The organism is Massilia varians (assembly GCF_027923905.1).
Taxonomy (GTDB): Bacteria; Pseudomonadota; Gammaproteobacteria; order Burkholderiales; family Burkholderiaceae_D; genus Telluria; species Telluria varians_B.
Genome location: NZ_AP026966.1, coordinates 4,747,543 through 4,771,789, shown reverse-complemented (window position 1 = coordinate 4,771,789; position 24,247 = coordinate 4,747,543). Strand labels below are relative to the sequence as shown.

The following is a 24,247-nucleotide window of genomic DNA, read 5'->3' as shown; positions in this document are numbered from 1 at the left end:
TGAGCGAGAATAGTGGAATGAAAGACGATTTCCCTTCGCCTGATCTGCACGCCTGGTACGACGCCATGTGGGCGCGCGCCCATGGCGCGATCGCCGCCGGCGACATCGAACGCGACGAACGGGTGCTGGCCGGGCCCGATCCCCGCCGCGGCCTAACCCTGGTCGCGCGTCCCGGGGCGGCGCTCACCAAGCGCTTCGACGCGCTGCTCGAGCGCCTGGCGCAGGCCGAGCCGGGGCAGTACCGCCATCCGCCGGCCGACCTGCACCTCACCGTCCTGTCCCTGTTCACCGTTACCGAGGATCCTGGCGCCCAGCTGGCGCGGCTGGACGCCTATCGCGCCGCCGTGCATGCGGCGCTGAAAGGCATCGAGGCATTCGAGATCGCATTCGCCGGCATCACGCTGTCGCGCGGCGCCGTCATGGCCTGCGGCTATCCGCGCGGCCCGGCGCTGGAGACCCTGCGCGAGCGCCTGCGCATCCAGTTGCGGGCGCGCGGCCTGGATGCCTCGCTGGACCAGCGCTACCGGCTGGTGACTGCGCATGCGACCTTGTTCCGCTTTGCCGCGCCCTTGCGGCAGCCGGCGCGCTTCGCGGCGCTGCTCGAGGAGCTGCGCCATGCACCGCTCGGCAGCATGCGCGTGGACCAGCTGGAGCTGGTGATCAACGACTGGTACATGTCGAGCGGCTCGCTGCAGCGGGTGGAGCTGCTGCGCCTGCCGGGCCGACCGGAGCGCGCTGCTCAGCCGTACGGTGTGTAGGCGAAGCCGTCCGCGGTCACTCCCACCAGCGCCGCCTTGTTCTCGGCGCTTTCGCTGAAGCCCACCAGCACGTCGGCCACCGTCAAGGTCTTCGAGTCCAGTAGGCCGGTCCACCAGTCGATGCCGGCCTTCTCGCCCGGGCGCTGCAGCACGTTCTGGTAAAAGCGTGAGACGATCTCGAGGTTGGACGGCGCGGCGCCGTACAGGTCCTTGAACTCCTTCGAGGCGACGAAGCCTTCGGCGACGCTCTTGAGCGTAGTGCCGAGGTCCATCGCGTTCATCCAGTAGCCCAGGCCGGCCAGGTCCGGCGTGCGTGCGAACGCCGCCTGGTAGACGCGGTAAGCCTGCCCGCCGGTGCCTTCGATGTCGAGGGCCACGGCGGCGTCGCCGAACACCAGGCGTTCGATGTTGACGAGCGTGTCGGTGATGCCGCCGCTGCTGACGCTGAAACCGTCGGCCGTTTTCTTGACGCTGTAGTCGGCGCGCTTGCCGCCATACACCATCTTGTCCAGTCCGGCGCCGCCGTCGGCGCTGTCGGCGCCCCGGCCGTTGTGGATGGTTTCGCTGGCGGCGCCGCCCACCACCTTGCCGCCGTTGTCGCCGAAGCGGTAGACGTGGCTGGAACCGATGCGGTCCGGCGCGGTGTTCATGAGCACCGAGAAGCCGGCGGCGGTAGCTTCCACCAGGTCGGGCTTGCCGTCCCCATTGATGTCCATCGATACCACGTGCTGGTTCGGCGTGCCGTTCCAGCCGAGCGTGAACTTGCCGGTGCCGTCATTGACGAGGACGTGCGAGGAGGACGCATTCATGCCGTCCACAAGAATGTCCTGGAAGCCGTCGCCGTTGAAGTCGATCGCGGTGGCGGACAGGTACCAGGAAGTCTCCTTGCCGGGGGTCTGCGACTGCGGCAGGCGCAGGCTGGTCTCGTCGCGGAAGCGGCCGTTGCCTTCGTTGACGAGCAGCTGCAGGTAGGGCAGCTTGTAGAACTCGTCGTGGCTGCCGTCGTTGGTCAGGCTGAGCATCAGGTCCGGCAGGGCGTCGCCGTTCAGGTCGATGGTTTCGATGCCGATCACGGTTTCGCTGAAGCCGCCCGGCCGCGGCAGGGCCAGCGGCGTGCTGTTGGCGAAGCTGCCCTTGCCGTCGTTGAGCAGGACGAGGCTCGGATTGGGGTTGGGTTTCCAGGTGCCGAGCACGATGTCGTCCCAGCCGTCGCCGTTCAGGTCGCGCAGCATGGACCAGGTGTTGCCCGGGTCATAGCCGGCGGGCCGCAGGCTGGCCGGGAGCAGCGACTGGGTCGGGGTAAAGCGTCCCGCGCCGTCGTTGATCAGGATCTGGTTCCCGTTGCCGGTAGTGTCGTGCAGCGCGTTGACCAGGATGTCGAGATGGCCGTCGCGGTTGATGTCGCCGAGTGCGGTGCCATGGTTCTGCTTCAGTCCCTGCGGCAGGGTGGCGCTGGCGTTTTCCAGCAGGCCGGTCGCCTTGTTCGACAGGAACAGCGAATTCTGTCCACCCGGGAAGGGCGGCTTGTCGAGGCCGAAATCGGGCGTGAAGATGTCGGTGATGCCGTCCTTGTTGAAGTCGCCCGCGAAGATGCGCGGCACGTAGTTCACGTTGGGAATGCCACCCTTGAACAGGCTGGCGGTCTTGTCGGTGAATCCGCCCTTGCCGTCGCCGACCAGGATTTGCAGCGGAACGGCGGTTTCGCCCATGTCGCCCCGGGTACGGGTCACTAGCAGGTCGCCGATGCCGTCGCCATTGAAGTCGCCGGTGCGCAGCTGGTTCACGTGCTGCATCTCGAAGGACGCCACGGTGGCCTGCTGGCGCAGGAAGCCGGTGCTGTCGTCGAACATGTCGCGTGTGTACTGCGCATAGGTGCCGTCCGGGCCCAGCAGCTGGATGCTGTTGACACCCTGCAGCGTGTCGGTGCCGGTCTTGTAGGGCGCTTGCTTGATCACCGTGAAGGTATCGGTCGCGCGCGTGTAGCTGATCTTGATCTCGGACGGCTTGACTTCCCAGTATTTGACGGTGTCTTGCCCGCCGCCGCCGCTCACGCGGTCGGAACCGCCGCTGAGCCAGAACTCTTCGTTGGCGCCGCTGCCGGTGATCTCGTCGCTGTGGCCGGAATCCTGGATCGTGCGGACGTTGATCAGGGTGTCGACCGTGCCGTAGCCGTCCTGGGCGATGCCGGTCGCCAGGTTGACCTTGATGCCGGCCGGTGACCCCCAGTAGGCGACCCCTGCCCAGGGCTGCAGGGCGGTGATGGTGTCGTTGCCCTGCTCGCCGACCGCGGTGCCGCTGGAAAGGACGATGGTATCGTCGCCCTTGCCGCCGAAAATATTGGAGCCGGCCGGAATCCCGAGCTTGTCCTGGTCAATGGAGTCGTTGGCGTCGGTGCCGCGATAGTCTGCCATGGTTGTGTAAGCGTATTTGAAACCAGCCATTGAAATTGCTTTGGTATAAAAAGTCAACAATCCGGGAATGGTTGTTGCGCTTTAGCAATGCGCAGGAGGGAAGGCGCGGCCGCGCGTGGCCAGGGCAGGACGGCGTTGCTGCGGCGCGGCCTAATCAGCGCTTTTGAGCTGGACGCGCTCGATATGGCGGCGCCATTCCTGCAGGCTCAGGACGGTGTCGGTGTCGGCATCCTCCACCAGGATCTCGTCGCCCTGCCGGGACACGAGGAAGCTCTCGCGGCGGCGCACGTCGTTGGCGCGATTCTCCACGAAGCTGAGCTGGTAATACTGCTTGCCGTTGATCTCGCGCGGGAGCGGGTCGTCCTCGATCACCGCGCCATGCGCCTTGCCCTTCGAACGCTTTTCGATCTGCGCCGACCAGGCCTTCAGTTCCGGCACCGCGAGCAGGGCTTCCATGGCCTGTTCCCGGGTGCGCGCCGGCGTTTCCTTGACGACGGCCGCCGGCGCCGGCTTCGGCTCCTCGCGCTCGGCGCGCTTGCAGCCGGCGGCGCTCAGCGCGATGGCGAGGGCGGCGCCCAGCAGGGGCAGGGAAGGACGGAATGCAGTGCGAATCGACATGGGGTGCCTCGTAGTGTGAAGGGCAAAGTCTACACCCCGTGTGTTCCAGCGGCAACGGTGCAAGGCGCCGGCGCCGGCAGGAGGGATACGTGATCGGTATGACTGCCTGCGAGGGATCCCTGCCGGCGATTATTCGGGCAGGTCGATGGCGCTGCGCAGGAAATCGAACATGGCCTTCATCCGCCCCAGGTAGCGGGTGTCCGGATGGGCCAGCAGCCACAGGCCGGTATCCAGTTCCGGCAGCGGCCCGTCCAGCACAGTGACCTCTGGATGATCGCGCATCACCGCCAGCGGCACCACGCCGACGCCCAAGCCGTTGACGACGGCGCCGGCAACGGCCAGCAGGTTGCCGACCTTGTGGCGCGGCACGGCCCGGGGATGGCGCGCGCGGCGCCAGTGCTGGGACGGGTGGTCGGGCAGGCTGTCGTCCAGCGCGATCCAGTCCATCTCGCTGTAGTGCCGGCCTTGCGGCTGCCCCGCCAGGTAGCCGGCGCCGCCATACACGGCCGAACGCAGCGTGCCCAGGCGGATGCCGACCAGATGCTCGGGCGGTGCGTTGGTGGCGCGAATCGCGATGTCGGCTTCGCGCTGGCTCAGGTTGACGAGCACGTTGGTGCTGGCCAGTTCGAGCCGGATGTCCGGGTAGCGCTCGGCAAAACGCGCCAGCACCGGCAGCAGCACGGTATGCAGCAGGGTGTCGGTCAGGGTGATGCGCAGCACGCCGGAGGGCGCCGTGGCCTGGTGGAAGGCCGCTTCGCGCGCCTCCTCGAGCTGGGTTTCGATCCGTTCCGCATGGCTGGCCAGCACGCGCCCGAGCTCCGTCGCCGTATAGCCTTGCCGGCCGCGGTCGAACAGCAGCTCGCCGACATCCGCCTCGATGCGCTTGATGGCGCGGAACACGGTGGACGCGTCCACCTTCAGCCGCTCGGCGGCGCCGGCCAGAGTGCGGCCGCGGTGCAGGGCCAGGATGGTTTCCAGGTCCTGGAGGCCGAGCTTCGATTGCAGCTTTGCATACGATGGTTTCATGAGTGCCTATTTTATCGGCATTCTTGCAGCAATACAGTGGAAACTCCTCAACCCACTTCGCAAGGAAGCCATCATGCACCACGCTCTGCTCTCCCTCGTCCTGCTGCTGCGCCTGTCGTTCGGTGCGCTCGCGCTCACGTTCGCCATGCTGACCGCGGCCGCGCTCGGCGTACCCGCCTTCGCGGCGGATCTCGTCGCGCACGGCATGCCGATGCCCTTGAGCTGGCCCGCCGTGCTGGTCGAATGCGCGCTCGCGCTGGCCGCATTCTTCCCGGGGTCAGGTCTGACATCCGGACACGGCCTCGACAATACGTCAGCGCACAATGCTTTTTAACATCGTTTGTGCGCTCCCCGGTTCCGCTGATGACCCGCTTGCAACGACGTTCGCAGGCAATCGGTGCAGTACCGTACCGAGCCGGCGCGCCGAACTGTCATCCTTCCTGCATGATCAACTCATACGTGGAGAAATTCCCATGCAACGATATGCAGCAGCGATGACAGGCGGCCTGATTGCAGGTGTGCTGACGACTGCCTTCATGGTCGTCGGACGCAAGACCGGCCTGCTTGGTAAGACGCTCGACCGGGATGCGGTCGACTGGATCGATGATGTCACCGGCTTGCGCGAGCTGATCGGCGACTCGGGCACCAGCGTCGTCGAGTTCGTCAACCATCTCGGCGCATCGGCCGCCTTTGCCCTGGCCGTTCCCAAGCTGCGCGATGCCGCGCCCTCGCTGTCGCCGGTGACGATCGGTGCGCTGTACGGTACCGCGTTGTATGCGGTGAATATCGGCTGCATCGCGCCCATGCTCGGCATCACCGAGGGCGAGGCGAAAGCGGGGCCGCGCAAGGTCGGCGAGCGCTGGAGCGTCCATCTGCTGCAGTCGATCGCAACGGCGGTACTGGCTGAACGGCTGTCTTCCAGCCCTGCACGCCGCTAGGGTGGCGGGCCGCCGGCTAGGTCCGCGCTTATTCCGATAGATTCAATCCATGCTGTTCGCACCATGCGCGCATCGCCTCCAGCGTGCGCTGCTCGCGGAATGCATGCCACCGGTCGCGCAGGCCGCGCTTGTCCACCAGGGCGGAAAAGCGGCTATAGGCGCCCGCACGCCTGAATATCTGCCGAACGGCGTCTTCATCCGAGGGCATGTGGCGCTGGACAAAATCAATGACCAGGGCCTGGCCCAGCTCCAGCGAGCGCTGGCCCGGCACCGGGATGTAATGGCCTGCTTCGCCGAGGTCGTCGGGAAGCGCTTCCAGCTCGCCGATCGCGTCCGAGCGGATATGGACATGACCCGTTTCCAGGCTCACCCACGCCTCGCTGCCCGGCACATCCGCCAGGATCATCGCGTTGTCGAGATCAAATGCGTCTACGGTCGCCATACCGGCCTCCGATAAAAATGATAACAGCAGAGCTCGTGTCCGAATGTCAGACCTGACCCCGCCAAAGTATGACCCCGCCAAAGTACCGCCAAAGTAAAAAAGCCTGCAAGGCGCGAACCCTGCAGGCTTTCTGGCTAGTAGGCCGCCCTTACAGGCGTGACGATTACATCATGCCGTCCATGCCGCCCATGCCACCCATACCGCCCATGCCGCCCATACCGCCGGCCGGCTTGTCTTCAACGACTTCCGAGACCATGCAGTCGGTGGTCAGCATCAGGCCGGCGATCGACGCTGCGTTCTGCAGTGCCGAGCGGGTGACCTTGGCCGGATCCAGCACGCCCATTTCGACCATGTCGCCATAGGTGCCGTTGGCGGCGTTGTAGCCGTAGTTGCCCTGGCCGTTCAGGACGGCGGCGACCACGACCGACGGCTCATCGCCGGCGTTCTGGACGATCATGCGCAGCGGCTCTTCCATGGCGCGCAGGACGATCTTGATGCCTGCGTCCTGGTCCGGGTTGTCGCCCTTGATGTCCAGGTTGGCGCGAGCGCGCAGCAGGGCCACGCCGCCGCCCGGGACGATGCCTTCTTCCACGGCAGCGCGGGTGGCGTGCAGCGCGTCTTCCACGCGTGCCTTCTTCTCTTTCATCTCGACTTCGGTGGCTGCACCGACGCGGATCACGGCAACGCCGCCGGCCAGCTTGGCCACGCGCTCTTGCAGTTTTTCGCGGTCGTAGTCCGAGGTCGCTTCTTCGATCTGGACGCGGACCATCTTGACGCGTGCTTCGATCGCTTCAGCCGAACCTGCGCCGTCGATGATGATGGTGTTTTCCTTGCCCACTTCGACGCGCTTGGCCTGGCCCAGCTCGTTCAGGGTGACCTTTTCCAGGGTCAGGCCGACTTCTTCGGCGATGACCTGGCCACCGGTCAGGATGGCGATGTCTTCCAGCATGGCCTTGCGGCGGTCGCCGAAGCCCGGGGCCTTGACGGCGACGGTCTTCAGGATGCCACGGATGTTGTTGACCACCAGGGTCGCCAGCGCTTCGCCTTCGATGTCTTCGGCGATGATCACCAGCGGACGGCCGGCCTTGGCGACTTGCTCCAGCACCGGCAGCAGGTCACGGATGTTCGAGATCTTCTTGTCGCACAGCAGGACGAACGGGTTCTCGTGCACGGCGACTTGCTTGTCCGGGTTGTTGATGAAGTACGGCGACAGGTAGCCGCGGTCGAACTGCATGCCTTCCACGATGTCCAGCTCGTCGTTCAGCGACTTGCCGTCTTCGACGGTGATGACGCCTTCCTTGCCGACTTTTTCCATTGCCTCGGCAATGCGCTCGCCGATCGAGGTTTCCGAGTTGGCCGAGATGGCGCCGACCTGGGCGATCTCTTTCGAGGTGGTGGTCGGCTTGGCGATCTTCTTCAGTTCTTCGACGGTGGCGGCGACGGCCTTGTCGATGCCGCGCTTCAGGTCCATCGGGTTCATGCCGGCGGCAACGAACTTCATGCCTTCGCGGACGATGGCTTGCGCCAGCACGGTCGCGGTGGTGGTGCCGTCACCGGCGTTGTCGCTGGTCTTCGAGGCGACTTCCTTGACCATCTGCGCGCCCATGTTCTGCAGCTTGTCCTTCAGTTCGATCTCTTTCGCGACCGAGACGCCGTCCTTGGTGACGGTCGGGGCGCCGAACGAGCGCTCCAGCACCACGTTGCGGCCTTTCGGGCCCAGGGTGACCTTGACTGCGTTGGCGAGGATGTTGACGCCTTCAACCATCTTGGCGCGCGCTGCGTCGCCGAAAATTACTTCTTTAGCTGCCATTTGTTATTTCTCCGAATGAATTCGTGGATGTTCTGTGGGGAAGATCAGAGGGCGACGACGGCCATGATGTCTTCTTCGCGCATGACCAGCAGTTCCTGGCCATCGACCTTGACGGCCTGGCCGGAGTACTTGCCGAACAGGACGCGGTCACCGACCTTCACTTCCAGCGGACGAACCTGGCCATTCTCCTGCACCTTGCCGTTGCCGACAGCCAGGATCTCGCCCTGGTCCGGCTTCTCGGCGGCCGCATCGGGGATGATCAGGCCGGATGCAGTCTTGGTCTCCTGGTCGAGACGCTTCACGATTACGCGATCGTGCAGAGGACGAAGGTTCATGCAAAACTCCTTATTTTTCAGTGGGTTGACTAGCTGTTCAAAGCCGCCGACTGGTGCCGGCGGCTGGGAAAATGGTGGCTTGTGCCTGTTAGCACTCTATACCGACGAGTGCTAACACGAACATGATTATAGGGACGATAACACCCCATTTCAAGCGGGAATGTGTGGGACCGAACCGACTTTTTTGCGAAAACACAATTCAATAGATGGGTTGTACACTGTCGGCGGTGGCATCCGGAACGATGGCCGGGCAGGGTACACCGGTTCGCGCCCGGACGCCGCACGGATGCTGCATGCCACGGCCCGTAGCGCGCCCTGCCGAATGAGGGCGCGATTCGGTTGACGGAAAAACCATCTCAGTCCTATAGTGTCGAATGATTTCCGAATTTCAAGACCTCTCCGACAAGATCGACCGGCTCGCCCAGCTGACCCAGTCGCTGCGCGCCGAGAACTACCTGCTGCGCCAGGCCAACCACCTGCTGAGCGCCGAGAACATCGCGTTCAAGGAGCGGCTGATCGAAGCGCAGCGCCGCGTCGAGGCGCTGCTCGAGCAGTTGCCCGCGCCGGAAGGCGCAGCGGATGACGCAGCCGATGCCGGCCTCGATGCCGGCGAGCCGAACGAGGCCAGCCAATGATCCATCTCGATTGCACCATCATGGGCCAGTCCTACCGCCTGGCCTGCCGCGAAGGCGAAGAGCGCACCCTGCGCGAAGCGGTCAGCTACCTGGACGGCAAGATGTGCGCGCTGCGCGACTCGGGCAAGGTGCGCGGCACCGACCGCATCGCCGTCATGGCGGCGCTGAGCGTGGCGGCCGAATTCCTGTCGGTCAAATCGCCCCAGGGCCCGCTGTCCGACATGTCGATCCTGGAAGTCAAGCAAAAGCTCGAAGCGATGCACAGTGTCCTCGACCAGACCCTGGCGCCGCAGGAAAATCTGTCCTGAAGTTCAGATTCGATTGACATGCTCGGCCAACGGAGTAAACTGCGATCTACCCTGCGGTGTTCGAGATTTGTCATATATTCCTTGAACCATTCTTTCGCATAGGTTGTGGGACATGCTTGGTGGGCGCGAGCGTCACTAGTCTGACGAACCCGAAATTGAGCTGACTGCGACCACCTTGAGCCTTCTGGTTCGGGATGCCGGCAATAACGACACAGGCGGGGCTACACACACGAGCGGTTGCGCACTTCGGTACGCAGCCGCTTTTTTTTGTCGATGGAGAGTGCATGCCTTATTGGTTGATGAAATCGGAGCCGGACGACGTCAGTTTCGACGACGTGCTGGCCGCGCCGGAGCAAACCGTGTCCTGGTACGGCGTGCGTAACTACCAGGCGCGCAATTTTCTGCGCGACGCCATGCGGGTCGGCGACGGCGTCCTGTTCTACCATTCCAGCTGCGCCGTGCCCGGCGTGGCCGGCATCGCCGAGGTGGCGAGCGGCCCCTACCCGGATGCGACGCAGTTCGATCCTTCTTCTGCCTACCACGACCCGAAAGCCACCCCGGAAAATCCGCGCTGGATCTCGGTCGACGTGCGCGCCGTGGAAGCGGGGCGCTACCTTCCCTTGAGCGAGCTGCGCGCCATCCCAGCGCTCGACGGCATGGTGCTGCTGCAGAAGGGCAGCCGGCTGTCGGTGTCGCCCGTGACGACGGCCGAGTGGAACACCATCGTCGCCCTGGTCAGGGGAAACAAGGAAGGGACGCGCTGATGGACCTTACCCTGATCCTGGCCCTGCTGGCGATGGGCACCTTCGGCGGCTTCGCGGCCGGGCTGCTCGGCATCGGCGGCGGCATGGTGCTGGTCCCGTTCATCACGATGATCTTCACGGCGCGCGGCTTCGCCCCGGAGCTGACCATCCACATGGCGATCGCCACCTCGCTCGCCACCATCCTGTTTACCTCGCTGTCCTCGGTGCGCGCCCACCACCAGCACGGCGCGGTCCTGTGGCCGGTGGTGAAGCTGCTGGCGCCGGGCATCCTGATCGGCTCCTGGATCGGGCCCTGGATCGGCAAGCAGATGGATGCCACCGTGCTGGCAGCCTTCTTCGGCGTGTTCGTCGCCTTTTCTGCGACCCAGATGCTGATCGGTAAAAAGCCGGCCGCGGCGCGCGCGCTTCCTGGCGCGACCGGCATGTTCGCCGCCGGCGGCCTGATCGGCACCCTGTCGGGCATCGTCGGCGCTGGCGGCGGCTTCGTGTCGGTGCCCTTCATGACCTGGTGCGGCGTGCGCATCCACAATGCGGTGGCCACCAGCGCGGCGCTGGGCTTTCCGATCGCGCTGTCGGGAACCCTCTCGAACATCTGGTTCGGCTGGGGCGAGCCGGGCTTGCCGGACTGGTCGCTCGGCTTCATCTACCTGCCGGCGCTGGCCATCATCGTGCTGGCCAGCGTGAGCATGGCGCCGATCGGCGCGCGCACCGCGCACAAGATGCCGGTGCGCCAGCTGCAGAAGGTGTTTGCGGTGATCCTGTATGCGTTGGCGGCCTATATGTTCTGGAAGGCCGTCAACCCGTAGGGTGGGCGGCTCTGCCGTCCGCGCGTTCAACTTTCGGATGCGCTGTGGCTGCTCACGCCGGAGCTGGACGCGCGGACGGCGAAGCCGTCCACCCTACGCAAGCTGGCGCATCCGTTCACGATCGAGCGGCAGATCGCGCACGCGCCTGCCGCAGGCATCGGCCACCGCATTGGCCAGCGCCGCCGCGGCCGGCCCCTGGGCCGCTTCTCCGGTGCCGAGGAAGGGCTGGCCCGGACGATCCAGCAGGTGCACGTTCACCTTGTCCGGCACCCCGTTGAAACGCAGGATCGGATAGCCGGCCCAGTCCTGGCTCAGCACCCGCTCCGTGTCGAAGCGCACCTGTTCCATCAGGGTCCAGCTGCTCGACTGGACGATGCCGCCCTCGATCTGGTTGCGCACCCCGTCGGGACTGACCACTTCGCCGCAGTCGACGGCGGCGTCCGCGCGCACGATGCGCACGAAGCCGGTGTCCAGCGCCACCTCGACCTCCAGCGCGACGGCGCAGTAGGCCGCCAGGTTCTTGTAGCGCGCAAAGGCGAAGCCGCGCCCGCGCCGCGGGCCTTTCTTGTAGCCGTCCCAGCCGAACCTGGCGGCGGCCAGTTTGATCACCTCGATGGCGCGCGGGTCCGCCAGGTGGCGCAGGCGGAAGGCCACCGGGTCCTGGCCGGCCGCCTGTGCCAGTTCGTCCATGAAGCTTTCGATCGCGAACACGTTGCAGTAGGCGCCCAGCGAGCGCAGCGCCGAGGTGCGCAATGGCCCGGCCGGCTGGAAGCGGTGGGTCACGCGCGCGTTCGGCAGCACGTAATAGGGGATGGCATTGCGGTCGCCGCTGCCCTGGGGCTGGGGGATCGGTTTCGGCGCGGGCGGCACGAAAGGCCTGGCCAGCAGGGTGGCCGCCAGCAGGTTGCCGGCCTTGCCGGGGCGGGTGTTGTGCGGCTGGCTCCAGACCTCGTACTGCCAGTCGACGATCCTGCCGCCCGCGTCGAGCGTGGCCGCCACGTCCGCCAGCATCGCCGGCCCGAAGGGTTCCCAGGCGTGTTCGTCCTCGCGCATCCACTGTACCCGGACCGGGATGCCGGGAAAGGCGCGCGCCATCAGCACCGCGTCGGCGGCGACGTCGTCGGCGCCGTTGTGGCCGTAGCAGCCGGAACCCTCGGCATGGATGCAGCGCACCGCTTCCTCGGGCGCGCCCAGCAGCTCGGCCAGCGCGCGGCGCAGCGGGTACACGCCCTGCGAATGGGTCCACACCGTGTAGCGGCCCCCGTCGAGCAGCGCGATCGCGCACGAGGGACCGATCGAGGCGTGCAGCTGGAAGGGGCGGGTGTAGCTGGCCCGTAAGGTCTTGCCGGGCGTGCCCGGTTTGCCCTGCGCCAGCACCTGCTGCGCCGTCGCGGGCAGGCTGCGCACCAGCGCGGCCACGTCGCGGCCGGCCGGCAGCACGGCCGGCACGTCCCAGCGGGCGGCGCGCGCCAGCGCCTTCGCCGCTTTCACGGCGCGGTATTCCTCGTCGGCGATCACGGCCAGGAAGCGCCCGTCGTGCACGATCTCCAGCACGCCGGGCAAGCGCGCCACCGCCGCCTTGTCCACCGAGAGCAGGCGCGCGCCTGGCGAGGGCGGGCGCACCACGCGGCCATGCATCATGGCGGGCAGGCGCAGGTCCTGCACGTAGGCGACGTGGCCCTTGAGCTTGCCGGGGATGTCGACCCGCGGCAGCGTCACCCCGATGAGACGGCGCGCATCGGGCGCGCGGGCGGGGAGCGCGTTCGTTGCGCGCACGTGCTGCTCGCTGCCGGCCACCAGTTCGCTGAAGCTCACCCGCCGTCCGTCGGGCGTGCGGAACACGCTGTTGTCCTGCGCCAGCGTGGCCGCCGGCACCCCCAGGCGTGCGGCAGCCTTGTCCGCTAGCCGCGCGCGCACCTGCGCCGCCGCGTGGCGGATGGCGGTGGCGCTGTCCTGCATCGAGTGGCTGCCCGCCGTATAGCCTTCGTCGGGCGAGCGCTCGGTGTCGGCGGTCTCCAGCACCAGGCGGCCGGGATCGATCTGCAGTTCGTGCGCGGCCACCTGCAGCAGGGCGGTCTTGATGCCCTGGCCCAGTTCGACCTTGCCGGTGAAGATGGACACGCGGTTGTCGCTGCCCACGCGGATCCAGGCGTCGAGCCAGGGTTCGCGCGCCAGGCTGCCGGGCAGCGCCGCCGCTGCGGCGCGCAGCGGCAATGCGAACCAGAGCGTGAGGGCGCCGCCGCCCGCCAGGAAGCGGCGCCGGCCGGGGCGCTTGGGAGGTTCGTTCATCAGTAGTTCCGGATCGGCTGGGCCTTGAGCACGTCGGCGGCGCGCCGCACCGCGCGCAGGATGCGCAGGTGGGTGCCGCAGCGGCACAGGTTCGGCTGCATCCAGGCCTTGATCTGGGCATCGGTGGGCGAGGCCACCTGTTCGAACAGGGCGGTGGCGCGCATGATCATGCCGGCGATGCAGTAGCCGCACTGGGCCGCCTGCTCCTCGATGAAGGCCTGCTGCAGCACCACGCTCGGCACCCAGCGCGTGCCGCCGGATTCCACCGTGCGCACGGCGCGGCTGCCCACCATCGATACCGGCAGCAGGCAGGACATCACGGGCTCCTTGTCGAGCATCACGGTGCAGGAGCCGCACTGTCCCAGGCCGCAGCCGAACTTGGCGCCGTTGAGTTTCAGGTCGTTGCGCAGCACGTAGAGCAGCGGCGTGTCGGCGTCGACGTCGACCTCGTACGGCTTGCCGTTGACCTGCAGCTTGAAGGTGCTCATTGTTCTCTCGCTTTCTTCGCCGCCTCGTCCAGGTCGGCCCAGGGCTCGGCGCCCGCGCCGTAGCGGCGCAGGTAGGCCGCCAGGGCCGTCACCTGGGCGTCGCCCAGCAGGGTGGCAAAGCCCGGCATCCAGCGCCCCGGCTCGCCCTCCGGCGGCGCGATGCCTTCGCGGATGATGCGCACCAGGCTGCGCGGGTCCGGATCGTACAGGGCCACCGCCTTCCGCAGCTGCAGCGCGGCGCCCGAGCCGGGACCGCGCCCAGGCTCGTGGCAGCTGGCGCAGGCCATCGCATAGGTCTCGTAGCCCAGGCGCATGCGCGCCAGGTCGGGGTCCTGGTCGCCAGGCGCCGGCAGCGGACCGGCCTGTTGCGCGGGCGTGGCGCGCGCCGGCGCCTGTCGCAGGTAACTGTGGAGGTAGGTGGCGAGGGCGGCGACGTCGGCGGGGTCCGCCTGGCCCAGATTGCGCACCACGTCCTGCATCGGGCCGGCGGCCGCGGCGTGCTCGGGCGCGATGCCGGTGCGCAGGTATTGCTCCAGGTGTTCCCGGGTCCAGGGCAAGGGCGAAGGCGACTTGCTGTTGAGCGCCGGGGCGTACCAGCCGCCGGCCTCGCCGCCGTCGAAGCGGCGCTGCAGGTCCGGCCCGCCGAGCAGGGTGCGCGGCGTGTGGCAGGCGCCGCAGTGGGCCAGCACGTTGGCGACGTAGGCGCCGCGGTTCCATTCGGCCGGCTGGCGCGCATCAAACTGCCAGGGCGATTCGTCGAGGTAGAGCAGGTTCCAGAAGGCGACCAGAGGACGGAAACCGAAAGGGAAGCGCATCCGGTTCTCGCGCGCCGGCGCCGCCAGGGCCGGGCGCGTCATGAAGTAGGCGTACAGGGCGCGCATGTCCTCCGGCGCCATCCTGGTGTAGTGGTTGTAGGGGAAGGCCGGGTAGAGCAGGCGGCCGTCGCGCGCGACGCCCTGCCGCATGGCGCGCTCGAAGGCATCGAAACTCCAGTTGCCGATGCCGGTGCCGGCATGCGGCGTGATGTTGGTGCTGTACACGGCGCCGAAGGGCGTTTTCACCGCCAGGCCGCCGGCGAAGGGCTTGCTAGGGTCGACCGTGTGGCAGGCCGCGCACATGCCGAGCTTCGACAGCTTGGCGCCGCGCGCCACCAGCGCGCTGTCGAAGCGGGCCGGCGCCGCCTGCGCGGGCAGGGCGGGGCGCCACATGAAGAAGAACGCGGCGAGCGCCAGCAGCGCCAGCCCAGCCAGCGCCAGCCACCATCGATTGCGCCGCGCGCGTCCCGGCCGTTTCATGTCCTGTTCGTTCTCCCCGATTGGCATCCGCCAGCATTATGACCGAAAAGCCAACACCCACGCGCCCGGCCCTGCGGTGGTATGCTGCGGCCATGACTACCGATTCCGACATCGCGCTGTCCGGCCCCTTCCAGGCCAAGGACGGCAACGGCCGTACCCTCGACGTCAAGGCGATCCGCATTTTCGACGAGGGTTACGGGATCATCGACGTGTACGTCGACTTCAAGGCGCGGCTCGAGCCCGGCGCCTACAAGGACACGGTGCTGCTGCGCCAGCTCGTCGACCGCCTGCGCGCGCTCGGCTATCAGGGGCCTGACTTCGGCCACAGCGACCCCGGCCTGCAGGAGAGCCGCCTGATCGTGCTGGAAGCGCCCGAGGAATTCACCGCCTTCGCCAAGAGCCGCGGCTGGAAGAACCTGGCCGAAGACTTCGAGTAAGGCAGGGCCCGGCATTGTGCCTATAATGCCTGTTTCCTCATAGGCCGATCCCATGCTGCTGCGCCAGGGCACCACCGTTTCGCTCAGGCGCCTGCTGGTGCTGCTCACCGCCTTCGGGCTGTTGCCGCTGGCGCTGTTGGGCGTGTGGGGCCTGCACCTGGTCGGCGAATACCAGCAGCGCGAGCAGCAGCGCCACCTGCTCGACCTGGCGCGCGCGCTGTCGAGCGCCGTCGACGCCGAGCTCGATGGCGCCGCCGCGGTGCTCTCGGCCATGGGGCATTCGCCCAAGATGAGGGCGGGAGATTTGCGCGGCGTCTACGAGGCCGCGCGGCTGCAGGCGGCTGGCCAGCCGGAATGGCTGACCGTGATCCTGACCGATGCCGCCGGCGCCGTCCTGTTCCGCACCAATGCGCCCTTCGGCGGCCCAAGCGGCATCGTCGCCGATCCCGACAGCCTGCGGCGCGCCCTCGGCGCGGACCGTCCCGTGGCCGGCAGGGTAGCGGTCGGCAAGGGCGGCCGCGCCGCCTTTCCGGTGCGCGTTCCCGTCACCGACGATGCCGGCCGGCGCTACGTCCTGAGCGCGGTGATCCAGCCCGGCCGCATGCTGCGCGTGCTCGAGCGCCAGCAGGCGCCGGCCAGCTCCCTGATCTCGATCATCGACGGCACCGGGACCATCGTGGCCCGCTCCAGGGGTCAGGCGCACATGGCCGGCGCGCGGCCCAGTCTCTCGCTCGAAGCGCTGATGCGCAGCGGCGGGCCGGAAGCGGTGGCCGAGACCGTCACGCGCGACGGCGCCCGGGTGGTGTCGGCTTATTCCCGCTCGCGCTACGGCTGGACAGTGGCGATCGGCGTGCCGCCGTCGGCGCTGGCGCCGGCCTCGATGCGGGGAATCGGCATGTACGGCGCCGGCCTGGTGGCCTCGCTGCTGGCCAGCATGCTGCTCGCCACCCTGCTGTCGCGGCGCATCGTGCGCGCCTTCCACGGCCTGCAGCGCGGCGGCGCCGCGCTCGGCGCCGGGCGGCCGGTATCGGTGCCGCCCTCGCGCATCGGCGAGATCGACGAAACCGGGCGCGCACTGATGGCCGCCGCGGCCCTGCGCGACGCCCACGAGGCCGAGCGCTCGCAGCTGCTCGCTTCGCTCGAGCGCGCGCTGGCCGACAGCCGCAGCGCCGCGCGCGTGAAGGATGAATTCCTGGCCATGCTCGGCCACGAGCTGCGCAATCCGCTCAGCCCCATCGTCGCCTCGCTCGACCTGATGGACCTGCGCAACGAGGCGTCCAGCCGGCGCGAGCGCGCCATCCTGCGGCGCCAGACCAATCACCTCAAGCGCCTGGTCGACGACCTGCTCGACGTCTCGCGCATCGCCAGCGGCAAGCTGCGTGTCGAACTGCGCCCGGTCGACCTGGCCGAGGTGGCGCGCCACGCAGTGGCGGCCTTCCCGGCGGCGCCGGGGCGCGCCATCGACCTGGAGGCGCCGGCGCAGGCCTGGGTGCGGGGCGACGAGAGCCGCCTGACCCAGGTGCTGAACAACCTGCTGACCAATGCGGCACGCTTCGGCAAGGACCGCACCGAGGTCCGGCTCGTGGTGGAGGAGGGCCAGGCGCGGCTGACGGTGCGCGACGACGGCGTCGGCATGGACGAACGGATGCTGGAACGGGTGTTCGAACCCTTCTTCCAGGCCCCGCAGCCGCTGGCGCGCCATACCGGCGGGCTCGGACTGGGCCTGGCGATCGTGCGCCGCATCGTCGAGCTGCACGGCGGCAGCATCGCGGCCCATAGCGCGGGCCCCGGCGAGGGCAGCTGTTTCGAGGTGGTGCTGCCGCTCGGGACCATGGCGGCGCAGGCGCCGGAAGCGCCGGCCGCGGCGCAGGCGCGCGCGCTCGAGGTGCTGGTGGTCGACGACAACCTGGACGCGCTGCGCGCCACCGCCGCGGTGCTGGATTTCCTCGGCCACAGGGTGCGTACCGCCGGCACGGCGGTGGCCGCGGTGGAGGAGGTGCGGCGCGCCGCGCCCGACCTCGCGATCCTGGACATCGGCCTGCCGGACATGGATGGCTATGCGCTGGCGCCGCTGCTGCGCGCCGCGGCGCCGGGCCTGCGGCTGGTGGCGCTGACCGGCTACGGCCAGCGCGCCGACGTGCTCCAGGCGCGCGAGGCGGGCTTCGACCTGCACCTGACCAAGCCGGCCACGCTGGACGACCTGCGGCAGGCGCTCACGAACTGACTGCTCTCAGGCGTGCGCCGCGCGCCCGTTCGGCTGGCGGTAGGCCCAGGCCAGCATGACGAGGGCGCCCACGATCATCGGCAGCGACAGCACCTGGCCGGAGGTGATCGGCATGCCGAACACGGTGGTCTCCCAGTCCGGCACGCGGAAGTACTCGGTGATGAAGCGCGCGCAGCCGTACAGCAGGGTGAACATGGCGCCCACCGCCAGGCGCGGGCGCTGCTTGCGCGCATACGGCCACAGGATCAGGAACACGACGATCCCGTCGAGCAGCATCTGGTACAGCGGCGAGGGATGGCGTGGGCCTTCGACGCCCGGCCACAGCATGGCCCAGGGCAGGCTGGGGTCGGCCAGGCGGCCCGGCAGCTCGGCGTTGATGAAGTTGCCCAGGCGGCCGGCGGCATAGCCGAGCGGCACCATCGGCGCGATGAAGTCGTACACGTCGAGCAGGTTGCGCTTGCTCTTGCGCGCCCACAGCGCCATGGCGATCAGGACGCCCAGGAAGCCGCCGTGGAAGGACATGCCGCCGCGCCAGACCATGAAGATCTCGAGCGGATGCTGGAGGAAGTAGAGCGGCTGGTAGAACAGCACTTCGCCCAGGCGCCCGCCCAGCACCACGCCGAGCATGCCGTAGAACAGCATGTCGTCCAGGTCCTCGGCCTTCCAGCCCTGCGCGGCGATGTGCGGCTGGCGGATGCGCACGCGGCCCAGGATCAGGAACAGGGCGAAGGCCACCACGTACATCAGGCCATACCAATGGATCTGCACCGGTCCGATGGCGAAGGCGATGGGATCCGGCTGCGGGTGTACTAGCATCGTTTTACTCTTTCTCGATTAAATCCAGGAAGCCCCTGAGCACGGGCGCGGCACTGTCGCGGCGCCAGGCCAGGCCGGTCTCGGCCAGCGGCGTCGGGTCGACCAGGGCACGGTATTCTACGCCCGCGCGCATCAGGTTCGACACGGATTGTGGCACAAGTGCCAATCCCATGCCGCCGGAGACCAGGCTGACGATGGTCTGCATCTGCAGCGCTTCCTGCCCGATGACGGGGGTGATGCCGGCCGCGCGGAAGCACGACAGGATGGCGTCGTACAGGGCCGGCGCGGCGGCGCGCGGGAAGATCACCAGCGGCAGCGGCGGCAGGTCGCGCAGGCGTACCGGTCCGCTGCCGGCAAGCGCATCCAGCCCGGCCGGCGCGCACAGGATCAGCGGCTCTTCCAGCACTTTCCTGTAGTCGAGGGCCGTGCCCGCCTGTTCCGGCAGCGGCGGGATCACGAAACCGGCGTCGATCCGGCCGTCCAGCAATTCCTCGGCCTGGACATCGGAGGTCGCTTCGCGCAGCACCAGCTGGACATCGGGAAAGGCAGCGCGGTAGCGTTGCAGGATGGCGGGCAGCACGCTGTAGTCGGCGGTGGAGACGAAGGCCAGGGTCAGGCGACCCGCGCGGCCTTCGGCGGCGCGGCGCACCAGGCCGGGCAGGGCGCTGGCGTCGCCGAGCAGGCGGCGCGCCTCGGGCAGCAAGGCACTGCCTGCGGCGGTGAGCGCCACCTGGCGCCGGTTGCGCAGGAACAGCGCGGCGCCGAGCAACTCTTCCAGTCCGGCGATGCTTTGCGAGAGCGGCGGCTGGGTCATGTGCAGGCGCTCGGCGGCGCGGCCGAAATGCAGTTCTTCGGCGACCGTGACGAAATGGCGGAGCTGGCGGAGTTCCAGGTTCATTGATACGCGCGATAAATGGACTGGGCTGGGTGATATGCAAAACATATCACACTATCCGGCGCGGATCGGCCTTGTCAGGTTTTCCGGCGTTTGGAAAACGCCTGTTTGACCCGGGCTTGGCGGTGATGGTGCAGGACGTTATGTTCTTTTTTCTTGTCGAGTCCAAGTGCCTTTTCGATGAACTCGAACCAGACGAAGGCAAGGACCATCAGGGCGACGATGGCCCACCACGACAGGTCGGCGAAGCGCCAGACGTCGAAAAAGCGCAGGGCGCAGAGGGCGGCGATCAAGAGGATGAGCGGCATGGGGGACTCCTTCGCCCTGCATAGTACAAAGAAAAATTGTTTCCGTGTGGAAAAATCCTCTAACTTGTAGGAATTCATCAACATCAGTGTTACCGGCGTTACAGAGTGTATCGACCCATGAAGCTTGCACGAATCCACGGTAAAATGCAGGCGTTATAAACCAGGAGAAACAAATGAAACGCTCGTTGTTGTTGTGTGTGGTGATGTCGGCCTTCGCGTCCAGCAGCGCGTTCGCACAAGCCGATCTGGCGAAAGCCAAGAATTGCATGGCTTGCCACGCAGTCGCCAACAAGCTGGTCGGTCCTTCCTACAAGGACGTCGCCGCCAAGTACGAGGGCCAGAAGGGCGCCGAGGACAAACTGGTGCAGAAGGTGATGAAGGGCGGCGCGGGCGTCTGGGGCCCGGTGCCGATGCCGGCCAACCCGCAGGTGAGCGAGGCCGAAGCCCGCAGCCTGGTGAAATGGATCATGACGACCAAGTAAGCCGGTCGCGACGATGAAAGGAGCGCGCCTGTGGGAGCACGGCGCGCTTTTTTGTTTTCAGCGGATCACATCGATGCGGCTGCGCTTGCCGCCCTTGTAGGTGAACAGCGTCAGCGCCCCGTTCTGGATGTCCCCGGCGCCGTCGAACTGGATGGTGCCCGTCACGCCTTCGTAGCGGATCTTTTTCAGCTCGGGCAGGTACCTGGCCGCCTCGGCCGACTTCGCGGCCTGCATGGCCGCCGCCATCACCATCACCGCGTCGTACACGTAGGGCGCGTAGAGCTGCACCTCGGCGCCGGTCTTCTGGCGAAAACGCCTGCGGAAGTCGGCCATGGCCGCTTCCTGCGCGCCTTTCACGCCGCCGGCCTCGGCGCACACCACCTTGCCTTCGCCGATCGCGTCGCCCGCCAGGCGTCCCAGCGCCTCGGTGCAGATGCCGTCCCCGCCCATGAACTTCGCGGTCATGCCGAGGGTTTTCATTTGCTTGAGCATCGGCCCCGCCACCGAATCCATGCCGCCGAAGAAGATCAGGTCGGGCCTGGCGCCGCGGATCTTGGTCAGGATGGCCGTGTAGTCGGTCGCGGTGGCGCTGGTGAACTCCCGGGCCACCACGCGCACGCCCGGGCTCCTGGCGCCGCGCGCGAACTCGGTGGCCACGCCCTGGCCATAGGTGGTGCGGTCGTCGATGATGGCGATGTTCTTCGCCTTCAAGGTCTCGACCGCGTAACGGCCCAGCGTGCCGCCCAGCTTGGCGTCGTTGGCGACCACCCGGAAGGCGCCCGGGAATTTCTGCTTCGTGTACTGGGTGGCGGTGGTGGCGGGAGAGATCTGCACCAGCCCGGCGTCGTGGTAGATCTTCGAGGCCGGCACCGTGGTGCCCGAATTCAGGTGGCCGACGATACCGTTGACGCGCGCATCGACCAGCTTCTGGGCCACTGCCGTGCCTTGCTTGGGATCGCTGCCGTCGTCCTCGGCCAGCAACCGCCAGGTCACCTTGTGGCCGCCGATGCCGACGCCCCTGGCGTTGAGTTCGTCGATCGCCATGCGCGCGGCGTTCTCGTTGTCCTTGCCGAGGTGGGCGTTGGGGCCGGAAACCGGGCCGACGTGGCCGATCTTCACGACCTGCTGGGCGGAGGCGACGCCCGCAGCTGTCAGTGCGGCAATGAGTACGATGTGCCTGATCCTGTGCTGCATGTCCGTCTCCTGTAAAGACATGATCCACAGCACAAGTTACATCAGATCCTGACAAGCGAAAAGAATTTATCGCAATTTATTTGCCGCCGATCCGGTAGATCACGTCGACCGATTGCGCCAGCCGCATCGCCTGCACCAGCGCCATTTCGGTGCGCGCGCCGCGCCGGCCGCCGGCGCCGCCGCGCGCATTCGCATCGCTGGACAGGCCCATCGCGTTCGACAGGTTCTTCAGCGGCCCGATCGACACCCCGGTGGCCGCTCCCAGCCGGGCGCCGATGCCGCGCGCGATGTCCTTGGCCTTGAGCCTGACCGTGCCGATCGCCTGCTGCAGGAGCTCCGCCTCCACCTTGTCGCGGTCGCTGCGGTTGAAGGACACCACCAGCGATTCGAGGTCTTTCATGGGATGGTCGCCAGCGCCCAGAGGGCGTCGCCGACCTGCCAGAGCGGCGCACCGGCCGGGGTCCTGGGGGAGGCCCAGGCCATGCCGCCCAGGGTGGCGAAGGCGACGAGCGAGTACAGCGCGAGGAAACCCTTGTCGCCCATGGCTTTCACCAGGGGCCGGCGCCAGGGGTGCGACAGGAGGAAATGCGTGCCGACGAAAGCGCCGGAAAATGCCATCAGCAACATCGATGCGTCCATGCGATGCTCCTTCGTGACTGTCGGGGTGCGCCAACTATAGCAGAGGCTTACTCGATCACCAGCGGCAAATCCCTTCCTTCCAGCGCCACCTGGCCGGCGTAGTCGGCGGCGTAGATGCGCAGGATGTACTCGCCCGGCGCCATGTCGCCCACTTGCCAGCTGCCGGTCTCGACTTCGCCGTCGCGCAGGCGGCTGTGCAGCGCGTAGGCGAACTGGGTGGCCTTGCTGCCGTATACCGTGATGCCGCTGTTGGGCGCATACACGGCCTTGACCGCGTCCGGGTTGCGCGGCAGGCGGTCGTAGACCTGGGTGATCAGGGGGCGCTCATGGCCCGGCAGGGGCGTGCCGTCGGCGCGCAGCAGCTGGTAGCCGAGCTTGTACAGTCCCAGGCGGCGGCGCGCCAGGTTGCCGTCCACCTGGTCGTAGGCGTCGACAACGATGTTCACTTCGCCCAGCGAGCGCGGCACGCGCAGGCGCTTGTCCAGTACCGGCTGCTTGCGCGTTCCAGTCGGCGGGCGCAGGCGTTTTCCGCTGCTGTCGAACAGGGCGATGCTGTTGATGCGCGGCGCCACCGTGTCGGTGAAGCCGACAAAGGGAAGGCTGAGCGGATTGACCACCGCGCCGCCCTGGTAATAGTCGAGGTGCACGTGGGCCATCGCGTTGATGGTGCCGAGCGGATCGCCCACGGCGAAACGGGTGCCGCGCGGCACGCGCACGCGCTCGGCCTTGCCGCGTTCGCCCAGCATGAGCTGGAAGCGCGGATCGAGCGGCCGGCCGCGGCTGTCGCGGCCCACGCGCATGTGGATGTAGGACAGCGGTCCCACGCTGATGCCTTCGCTGAGCGAATCGAAGCCCCAGTTGGCGTAGGGGTCGGACACCTTCGACGGGAACACCGCCAGCACCTTCGCGCCGACGTCGGCACGCACGTCGAGGCCGGCGTGGAAGTGGTCGCGGCTGTCGCCGTTGTAGCTGCCGCGTACTTCGCCCATCACGCCGACCACCTCGTGCACGGCGTCCTGCGGGCCGACCGGCCAGGGCATCGGTTCGGTGCGCGCGACCGCCACCGGCTGCGGCCGGACCGGCGCGGCTTCGCCGGCCCGCGCACTGGCCAGGCGGTGCAGGCGGTGGGCCTGGGCGTCGGCCACCACCAGGCTGCCGTCGCGCTCGACGGCGATGCCGCGCGGGCCGTAGAGCTGCACCGTGCCGTCGGGACCGAAGCCGTCGCTCGCGGCCGGGACGTCGGCGTCCGGGAGCGGACGCAATTCGCCTTCCGGCGAGAGCTGCAGGACCCGGCCGCCCGAACTGGCGGCGATGTACAGGTAGCCGTCGCGCGTGAGCGCCAGCCCGACCGGACGGCGCAGGACGGGACGGCGCTCGGCTTCGCCTGGCGCGGCGATGGTCGTCACCGTGCCATCGGGGTCGATGCGGCGGATCGCGTTGTTGCCGGTGTCGGCCACGTAGAGCGTGCCATTGGCCGTTACCGCGAGGGCGCTCGGGGTGTCGAAGCTGGCGCCGGTTCCCATGCCGTCCGCGTTGCCCGGCTTGCCGCTGCCGGCGATGGTCGTCACCGCGCCGTCGCGGCCAATGCGGCGGATACGGTCGTTGTAGGTGTCGGCCACGTAGACGATGCCGGCATCGTCCACCGCCAGGCCCACCGGGCCGTTGAACTGTGCCGCGCGGCCGATGCCATCCAGCTCGCCGCGCGTGCCGTTGCCGGCCAGCGTCGTCACCGTGCCGTCTTTCTCGATTCTCCGGATCGCATGGTTGCCGGTGTCGGCCACGTACAGCTTGCCCTCGTGGTCGAAGGCCAGCGCGGACGGGGTGTGGAAGGCGGCCGCCGTCCCCTTGCCGTCGGCGAAGCCTTCCTCGCCGCCGGCGAAGGTGGCGACCGTGCCGTCCGGCGCGATGGTACGGATGCGGTTGCTGTTGCCGGCGTCGGCCACAAAGAGCTTGCCCTGGCGGTCGAGGGCGACGCCGAAGGGATCGTCGAAGCGGCTCGCAGCGGCCGGGCCGTCGACCGCGCCGGGAATGCCGTCGCCGGCCAGCGTGGTGACGCGCGCCGGCCAGAAGGGCAGGGTCTTGGCCGCCTTGGGCGTCAACACGGCCAGCGCGCTAGGGCTGCGCTCGATGGTGTCGGTGAAGTAGAGGACGGCGCCGGCAATGGCGACGCCTGCGCCCGCAAGCGCGGCGAGGAGGGTCTTTCGGTTCACGAGGGCCGGTTGGTGAATTGCAGAGCCTGCAATCTTAGCGGATACCTGTGAACCATGTTGCACGTAGGGTGGTCGGCTTCGCCGACCGCGCGTTCAACTCTCGGATGCGTTGTCGCGAG

26 protein-coding genes and 1 other RNA gene are annotated in these 24,247 nt (G+C 67.8%); 11 read left to right on the top strand and 16 right to left on the bottom strand.

Going from position 1 to position 24,247, the window contains the following annotated elements:
• Window positions 1-17 precede the first annotated feature (17 nt).
• Window positions 18-758, top strand: a complete 741-nt coding sequence (locus MasN3_RS21610; protein ID WP_281910136.1) for a 2'-5' RNA ligase family protein — start codon at window positions 18-20, stop codon at window positions 756-758.
• On the opposite strand, the gene MasN3_RS21605 is transcribed toward MasN3_RS21610, so the two are convergent.
• The 3 genes from MasN3_RS21605 to MasN3_RS21595 form a co-directional block, all read right to left on the bottom strand.
• Window positions 740-3,169 (bottom strand): FG-GAP-like repeat-containing protein, encoded by a 2,430-nt coding sequence (locus MasN3_RS21605; protein WP_281910135.1) that lies wholly within the window; start codon window positions 3,167-3,169, stop codon window positions 740-742. The genes MasN3_RS21610 and MasN3_RS21605 overlap by 19 nt on opposite strands.
• 150 nt (window positions 3,170-3,319) lie before the next feature.
• The gene (locus MasN3_RS21600; RefSeq protein WP_281910133.1) at window positions 3,320-3,787 is read right to left on the bottom strand and encodes a hypothetical protein; all 468 of its coding nucleotides are present in this window, start codon (window positions 3,785-3,787) and stop codon (window positions 3,320-3,322) included.
• Window positions 3,788-3,916: 129 nt separating this feature from the next.
• On the bottom strand, window positions 3,917-4,813 hold the full coding sequence (locus MasN3_RS21595) for a LysR family transcriptional regulator (protein WP_281910132.1): 897 nt from the start codon (window positions 4,811-4,813) through the stop codon (window positions 3,917-3,919).
• Here MasN3_RS21595 and MasN3_RS21590 point away from each other — a divergent pair.
• Complete coding sequence (locus MasN3_RS21590) at window positions 4,812-5,147, top strand: hypothetical protein (RefSeq protein ID WP_281910130.1); 336 nt, start codon at window positions 4,812-4,814, stop codon at window positions 5,145-5,147. The two genes, MasN3_RS21595 and MasN3_RS21590, sit on opposite strands and share 2 nt — an antisense overlap.
• 139 nt (window positions 5,148-5,286) lie before the next feature.
• The gene (locus MasN3_RS21585; protein ID WP_281910128.1) at window positions 5,287-5,751 is read left to right on the top strand and encodes a hypothetical protein; all 465 of its coding nucleotides are present in this window, start codon (window positions 5,287-5,289) and stop codon (window positions 5,749-5,751) included.
• Window positions 5,752-5,779: 28 nt separating this feature from the next.
• Here MasN3_RS21585 and MasN3_RS21580 read toward each other — a convergent pair whose 3' ends face one another.
• The 3 genes from MasN3_RS21580 to groES all read right to left on the bottom strand — a co-directional run bounded on the left by MasN3_RS21580 (window position 5,780) and on the right by groES (window position 8,338).
• Window positions 5,780-6,193 carry a hypothetical protein gene (locus MasN3_RS21580; protein WP_281910127.1) on the bottom strand — a complete coding sequence of 138 codons (414 nt, stop codon included), beginning with the start codon at window positions 6,191-6,193 and terminating at the stop codon, window positions 5,780-5,782.
• Window positions 6,194-6,356: 163 nt separating this feature from the next.
• On the bottom strand, window positions 6,357-8,003 hold the full coding sequence (gene groL, locus MasN3_RS21575; protein WP_281910125.1) for a chaperonin GroEL: 1,647 nt from the start codon (window positions 8,001-8,003) through the stop codon (window positions 6,357-6,359).
• A 44-nt stretch (window positions 8,004-8,047) separates the two neighbouring features.
• Complete coding sequence (gene groES, locus MasN3_RS21570) at window positions 8,048-8,338, bottom strand: co-chaperone GroES (RefSeq protein ID WP_281910124.1); 291 nt, start codon at window positions 8,336-8,338, stop codon at window positions 8,048-8,050.
• Window positions 8,339-8,712: 374 nt separating this feature from the next.
• On the opposite strand from groES, the gene MasN3_RS21565 reads away from it, so the two are divergent.
• The 5 genes from MasN3_RS21565 to MasN3_RS21545 all read left to right on the top strand — a co-directional run bounded on the left by MasN3_RS21565 (window position 8,713) and on the right by MasN3_RS21545 (window position 10,851).
• Window positions 8,713-8,973 (top strand): hypothetical protein, encoded by a 261-nt coding sequence (locus tag MasN3_RS21565; RefSeq protein ID WP_281910123.1) that lies wholly within the window; start codon window positions 8,713-8,715, stop codon window positions 8,971-8,973.
• On the top strand, window positions 8,970-9,281 hold the full coding sequence (locus MasN3_RS21560; protein WP_281910122.1) for a cell division protein ZapA: 312 nt from the start codon (window positions 8,970-8,972) through the stop codon (window positions 9,279-9,281). The genes MasN3_RS21565 and MasN3_RS21560 overlap by 4 nt, the downstream gene beginning before the upstream one ends.
• Window positions 9,282-9,326: 45 nt before the next feature.
• A non-coding RNA gene (gene ssrS / locus MasN3_RS21555) (6S RNA) lies at window positions 9,327-9,507 on the top strand.
• Window positions 9,508-9,565: 58 nt separating this feature from the next.
• Window positions 9,566-10,045: an EVE domain-containing protein gene (locus MasN3_RS21550; RefSeq protein WP_281910121.1), complete on the top strand. Its 480-nt coding sequence runs from the start codon at window positions 9,566-9,568 to the stop codon at window positions 10,043-10,045.
• The gene (locus MasN3_RS21545; protein WP_281910120.1) at window positions 10,045-10,851 is read left to right on the top strand and encodes a sulfite exporter TauE/SafE family protein; all 807 of its coding nucleotides are present in this window, start codon (window positions 10,045-10,047) and stop codon (window positions 10,849-10,851) included. Before MasN3_RS21550 ends, MasN3_RS21545 begins: the two co-directional genes overlap by 1 nt.
• A gap of 93 nt (window positions 10,852-10,944) precedes the next feature.
• Here MasN3_RS21545 and MasN3_RS21540 read toward each other — a convergent pair whose 3' ends face one another.
• From MasN3_RS21540 to MasN3_RS21530, 3 genes are read right to left on the bottom strand one after another with little or no spacing between them, the layout of a single operon-like run.
• Window positions 10,945-13,140, bottom strand: coding sequence for a xanthine dehydrogenase family protein molybdopterin-binding subunit (locus MasN3_RS21540; RefSeq protein WP_281910118.1), 2,196 nt, complete (start codon window positions 13,138-13,140; stop codon window positions 10,945-10,947).
• On the bottom strand, window positions 13,140-13,628 hold the full coding sequence (locus MasN3_RS21535; protein ID WP_281910116.1) for a (2Fe-2S)-binding protein: 489 nt from the start codon (window positions 13,626-13,628) through the stop codon (window positions 13,140-13,142). Before MasN3_RS21535 ends, MasN3_RS21540 begins: the two co-directional genes overlap by 1 nt.
• On the bottom strand, window positions 13,625-14,923 hold the full coding sequence (locus tag MasN3_RS21530) for a c-type cytochrome (RefSeq protein ID WP_281910114.1): 1,299 nt from the start codon (window positions 14,921-14,923) through the stop codon (window positions 13,625-13,627). Before MasN3_RS21530 ends, MasN3_RS21535 begins: the two co-directional genes overlap by 4 nt.
• A 92-nt stretch (window positions 14,924-15,015) precedes the next feature.
• Between MasN3_RS21530 and MasN3_RS21525 the strand changes: the two genes are divergently transcribed.
• Window positions 15,016-15,360: a hypothetical protein gene (locus MasN3_RS21525; RefSeq protein ID WP_281910113.1), complete on the top strand. Its 345-nt coding sequence runs from the start codon at window positions 15,016-15,018 to the stop codon at window positions 15,358-15,360.
• Between the two features lie 52 nt (window positions 15,361-15,412).
• A complete protein-coding gene (locus tag MasN3_RS21520) occupies window positions 15,413-17,584 on the top strand; it encodes a hybrid sensor histidine kinase/response regulator (protein WP_281910112.1) in 2,172 nt (723 codons plus the stop codon).
• Window positions 17,585-17,590: 6 nt separating this feature from the next.
• Here MasN3_RS21520 and lgt read toward each other — a convergent pair whose 3' ends face one another.
• The 3 genes from lgt to MasN3_RS21505 all read right to left on the bottom strand — a co-directional run bounded on the left by lgt (window position 17,591) and on the right by MasN3_RS21505 (window position 19,603).
• Window positions 17,591-18,400 (bottom strand): prolipoprotein diacylglyceryl transferase, encoded by an 810-nt coding sequence (lgt, locus tag MasN3_RS21515; protein WP_281910111.1) that lies wholly within the window; start codon window positions 18,398-18,400, stop codon window positions 17,591-17,593.
• A 4-nt stretch (window positions 18,401-18,404) separates the two neighbouring features.
• The gene (locus MasN3_RS21510; RefSeq protein WP_281910110.1) at window positions 18,405-19,298 is read right to left on the bottom strand and encodes a LysR family transcriptional regulator; all 894 of its coding nucleotides are present in this window, start codon (window positions 19,296-19,298) and stop codon (window positions 18,405-18,407) included.
• 74 nt (window positions 19,299-19,372) lie between these two features.
• Window positions 19,373-19,603: a TIGR04438 family Trp-rich protein gene (locus MasN3_RS21505; protein ID WP_281910109.1), complete on the bottom strand. Its 231-nt coding sequence runs from the start codon at window positions 19,601-19,603 to the stop codon at window positions 19,373-19,375.
• A gap of 173 nt (window positions 19,604-19,776) precedes the next feature.
• Here MasN3_RS21505 and MasN3_RS21500 point away from each other — a divergent pair, with 173 nt between their 5' ends.
• A complete protein-coding gene (locus MasN3_RS21500) occupies window positions 19,777-20,085 on the top strand; it encodes a c-type cytochrome (RefSeq protein WP_281910108.1) in 309 nt (102 codons plus the stop codon).
• Window positions 20,086-20,142: 57 nt separating this feature from the next.
• Here MasN3_RS21500 and MasN3_RS21495 read toward each other — a convergent pair whose 3' ends face one another.
• The 4 genes from MasN3_RS21495 to MasN3_RS21480 form a co-directional block, all read right to left on the bottom strand.
• Window positions 20,143-21,279, bottom strand: a complete 1,137-nt coding sequence (locus tag MasN3_RS21495) for a branched-chain amino acid ABC transporter substrate-binding protein (protein WP_281910107.1) — start codon at window positions 21,277-21,279, stop codon at window positions 20,143-20,145.
• A 76-nt stretch (window positions 21,280-21,355) separates the two neighbouring features.
• A complete protein-coding gene (locus MasN3_RS21490) occupies window positions 21,356-21,679 on the bottom strand; it encodes an SIMPL domain-containing protein (protein ID WP_281910105.1) in 324 nt (107 codons plus the stop codon).
• A complete protein-coding gene (locus tag MasN3_RS21485) occupies window positions 21,676-21,918 on the bottom strand; it encodes an NnrU family protein (RefSeq protein ID WP_281910104.1) in 243 nt (80 codons plus the stop codon). The genes MasN3_RS21490 and MasN3_RS21485 overlap by 4 nt, the downstream gene beginning before the upstream one ends.
• A gap of 47 nt (window positions 21,919-21,965) precedes the next feature.
• The gene (locus MasN3_RS21480; RefSeq protein WP_281910102.1) at window positions 21,966-24,128 is read right to left on the bottom strand and encodes an NHL repeat-containing protein; all 2,163 of its coding nucleotides are present in this window, start codon (window positions 24,126-24,128) and stop codon (window positions 21,966-21,968) included.
• Window positions 24,129-24,247 lie beyond the last annotated feature (119 nt).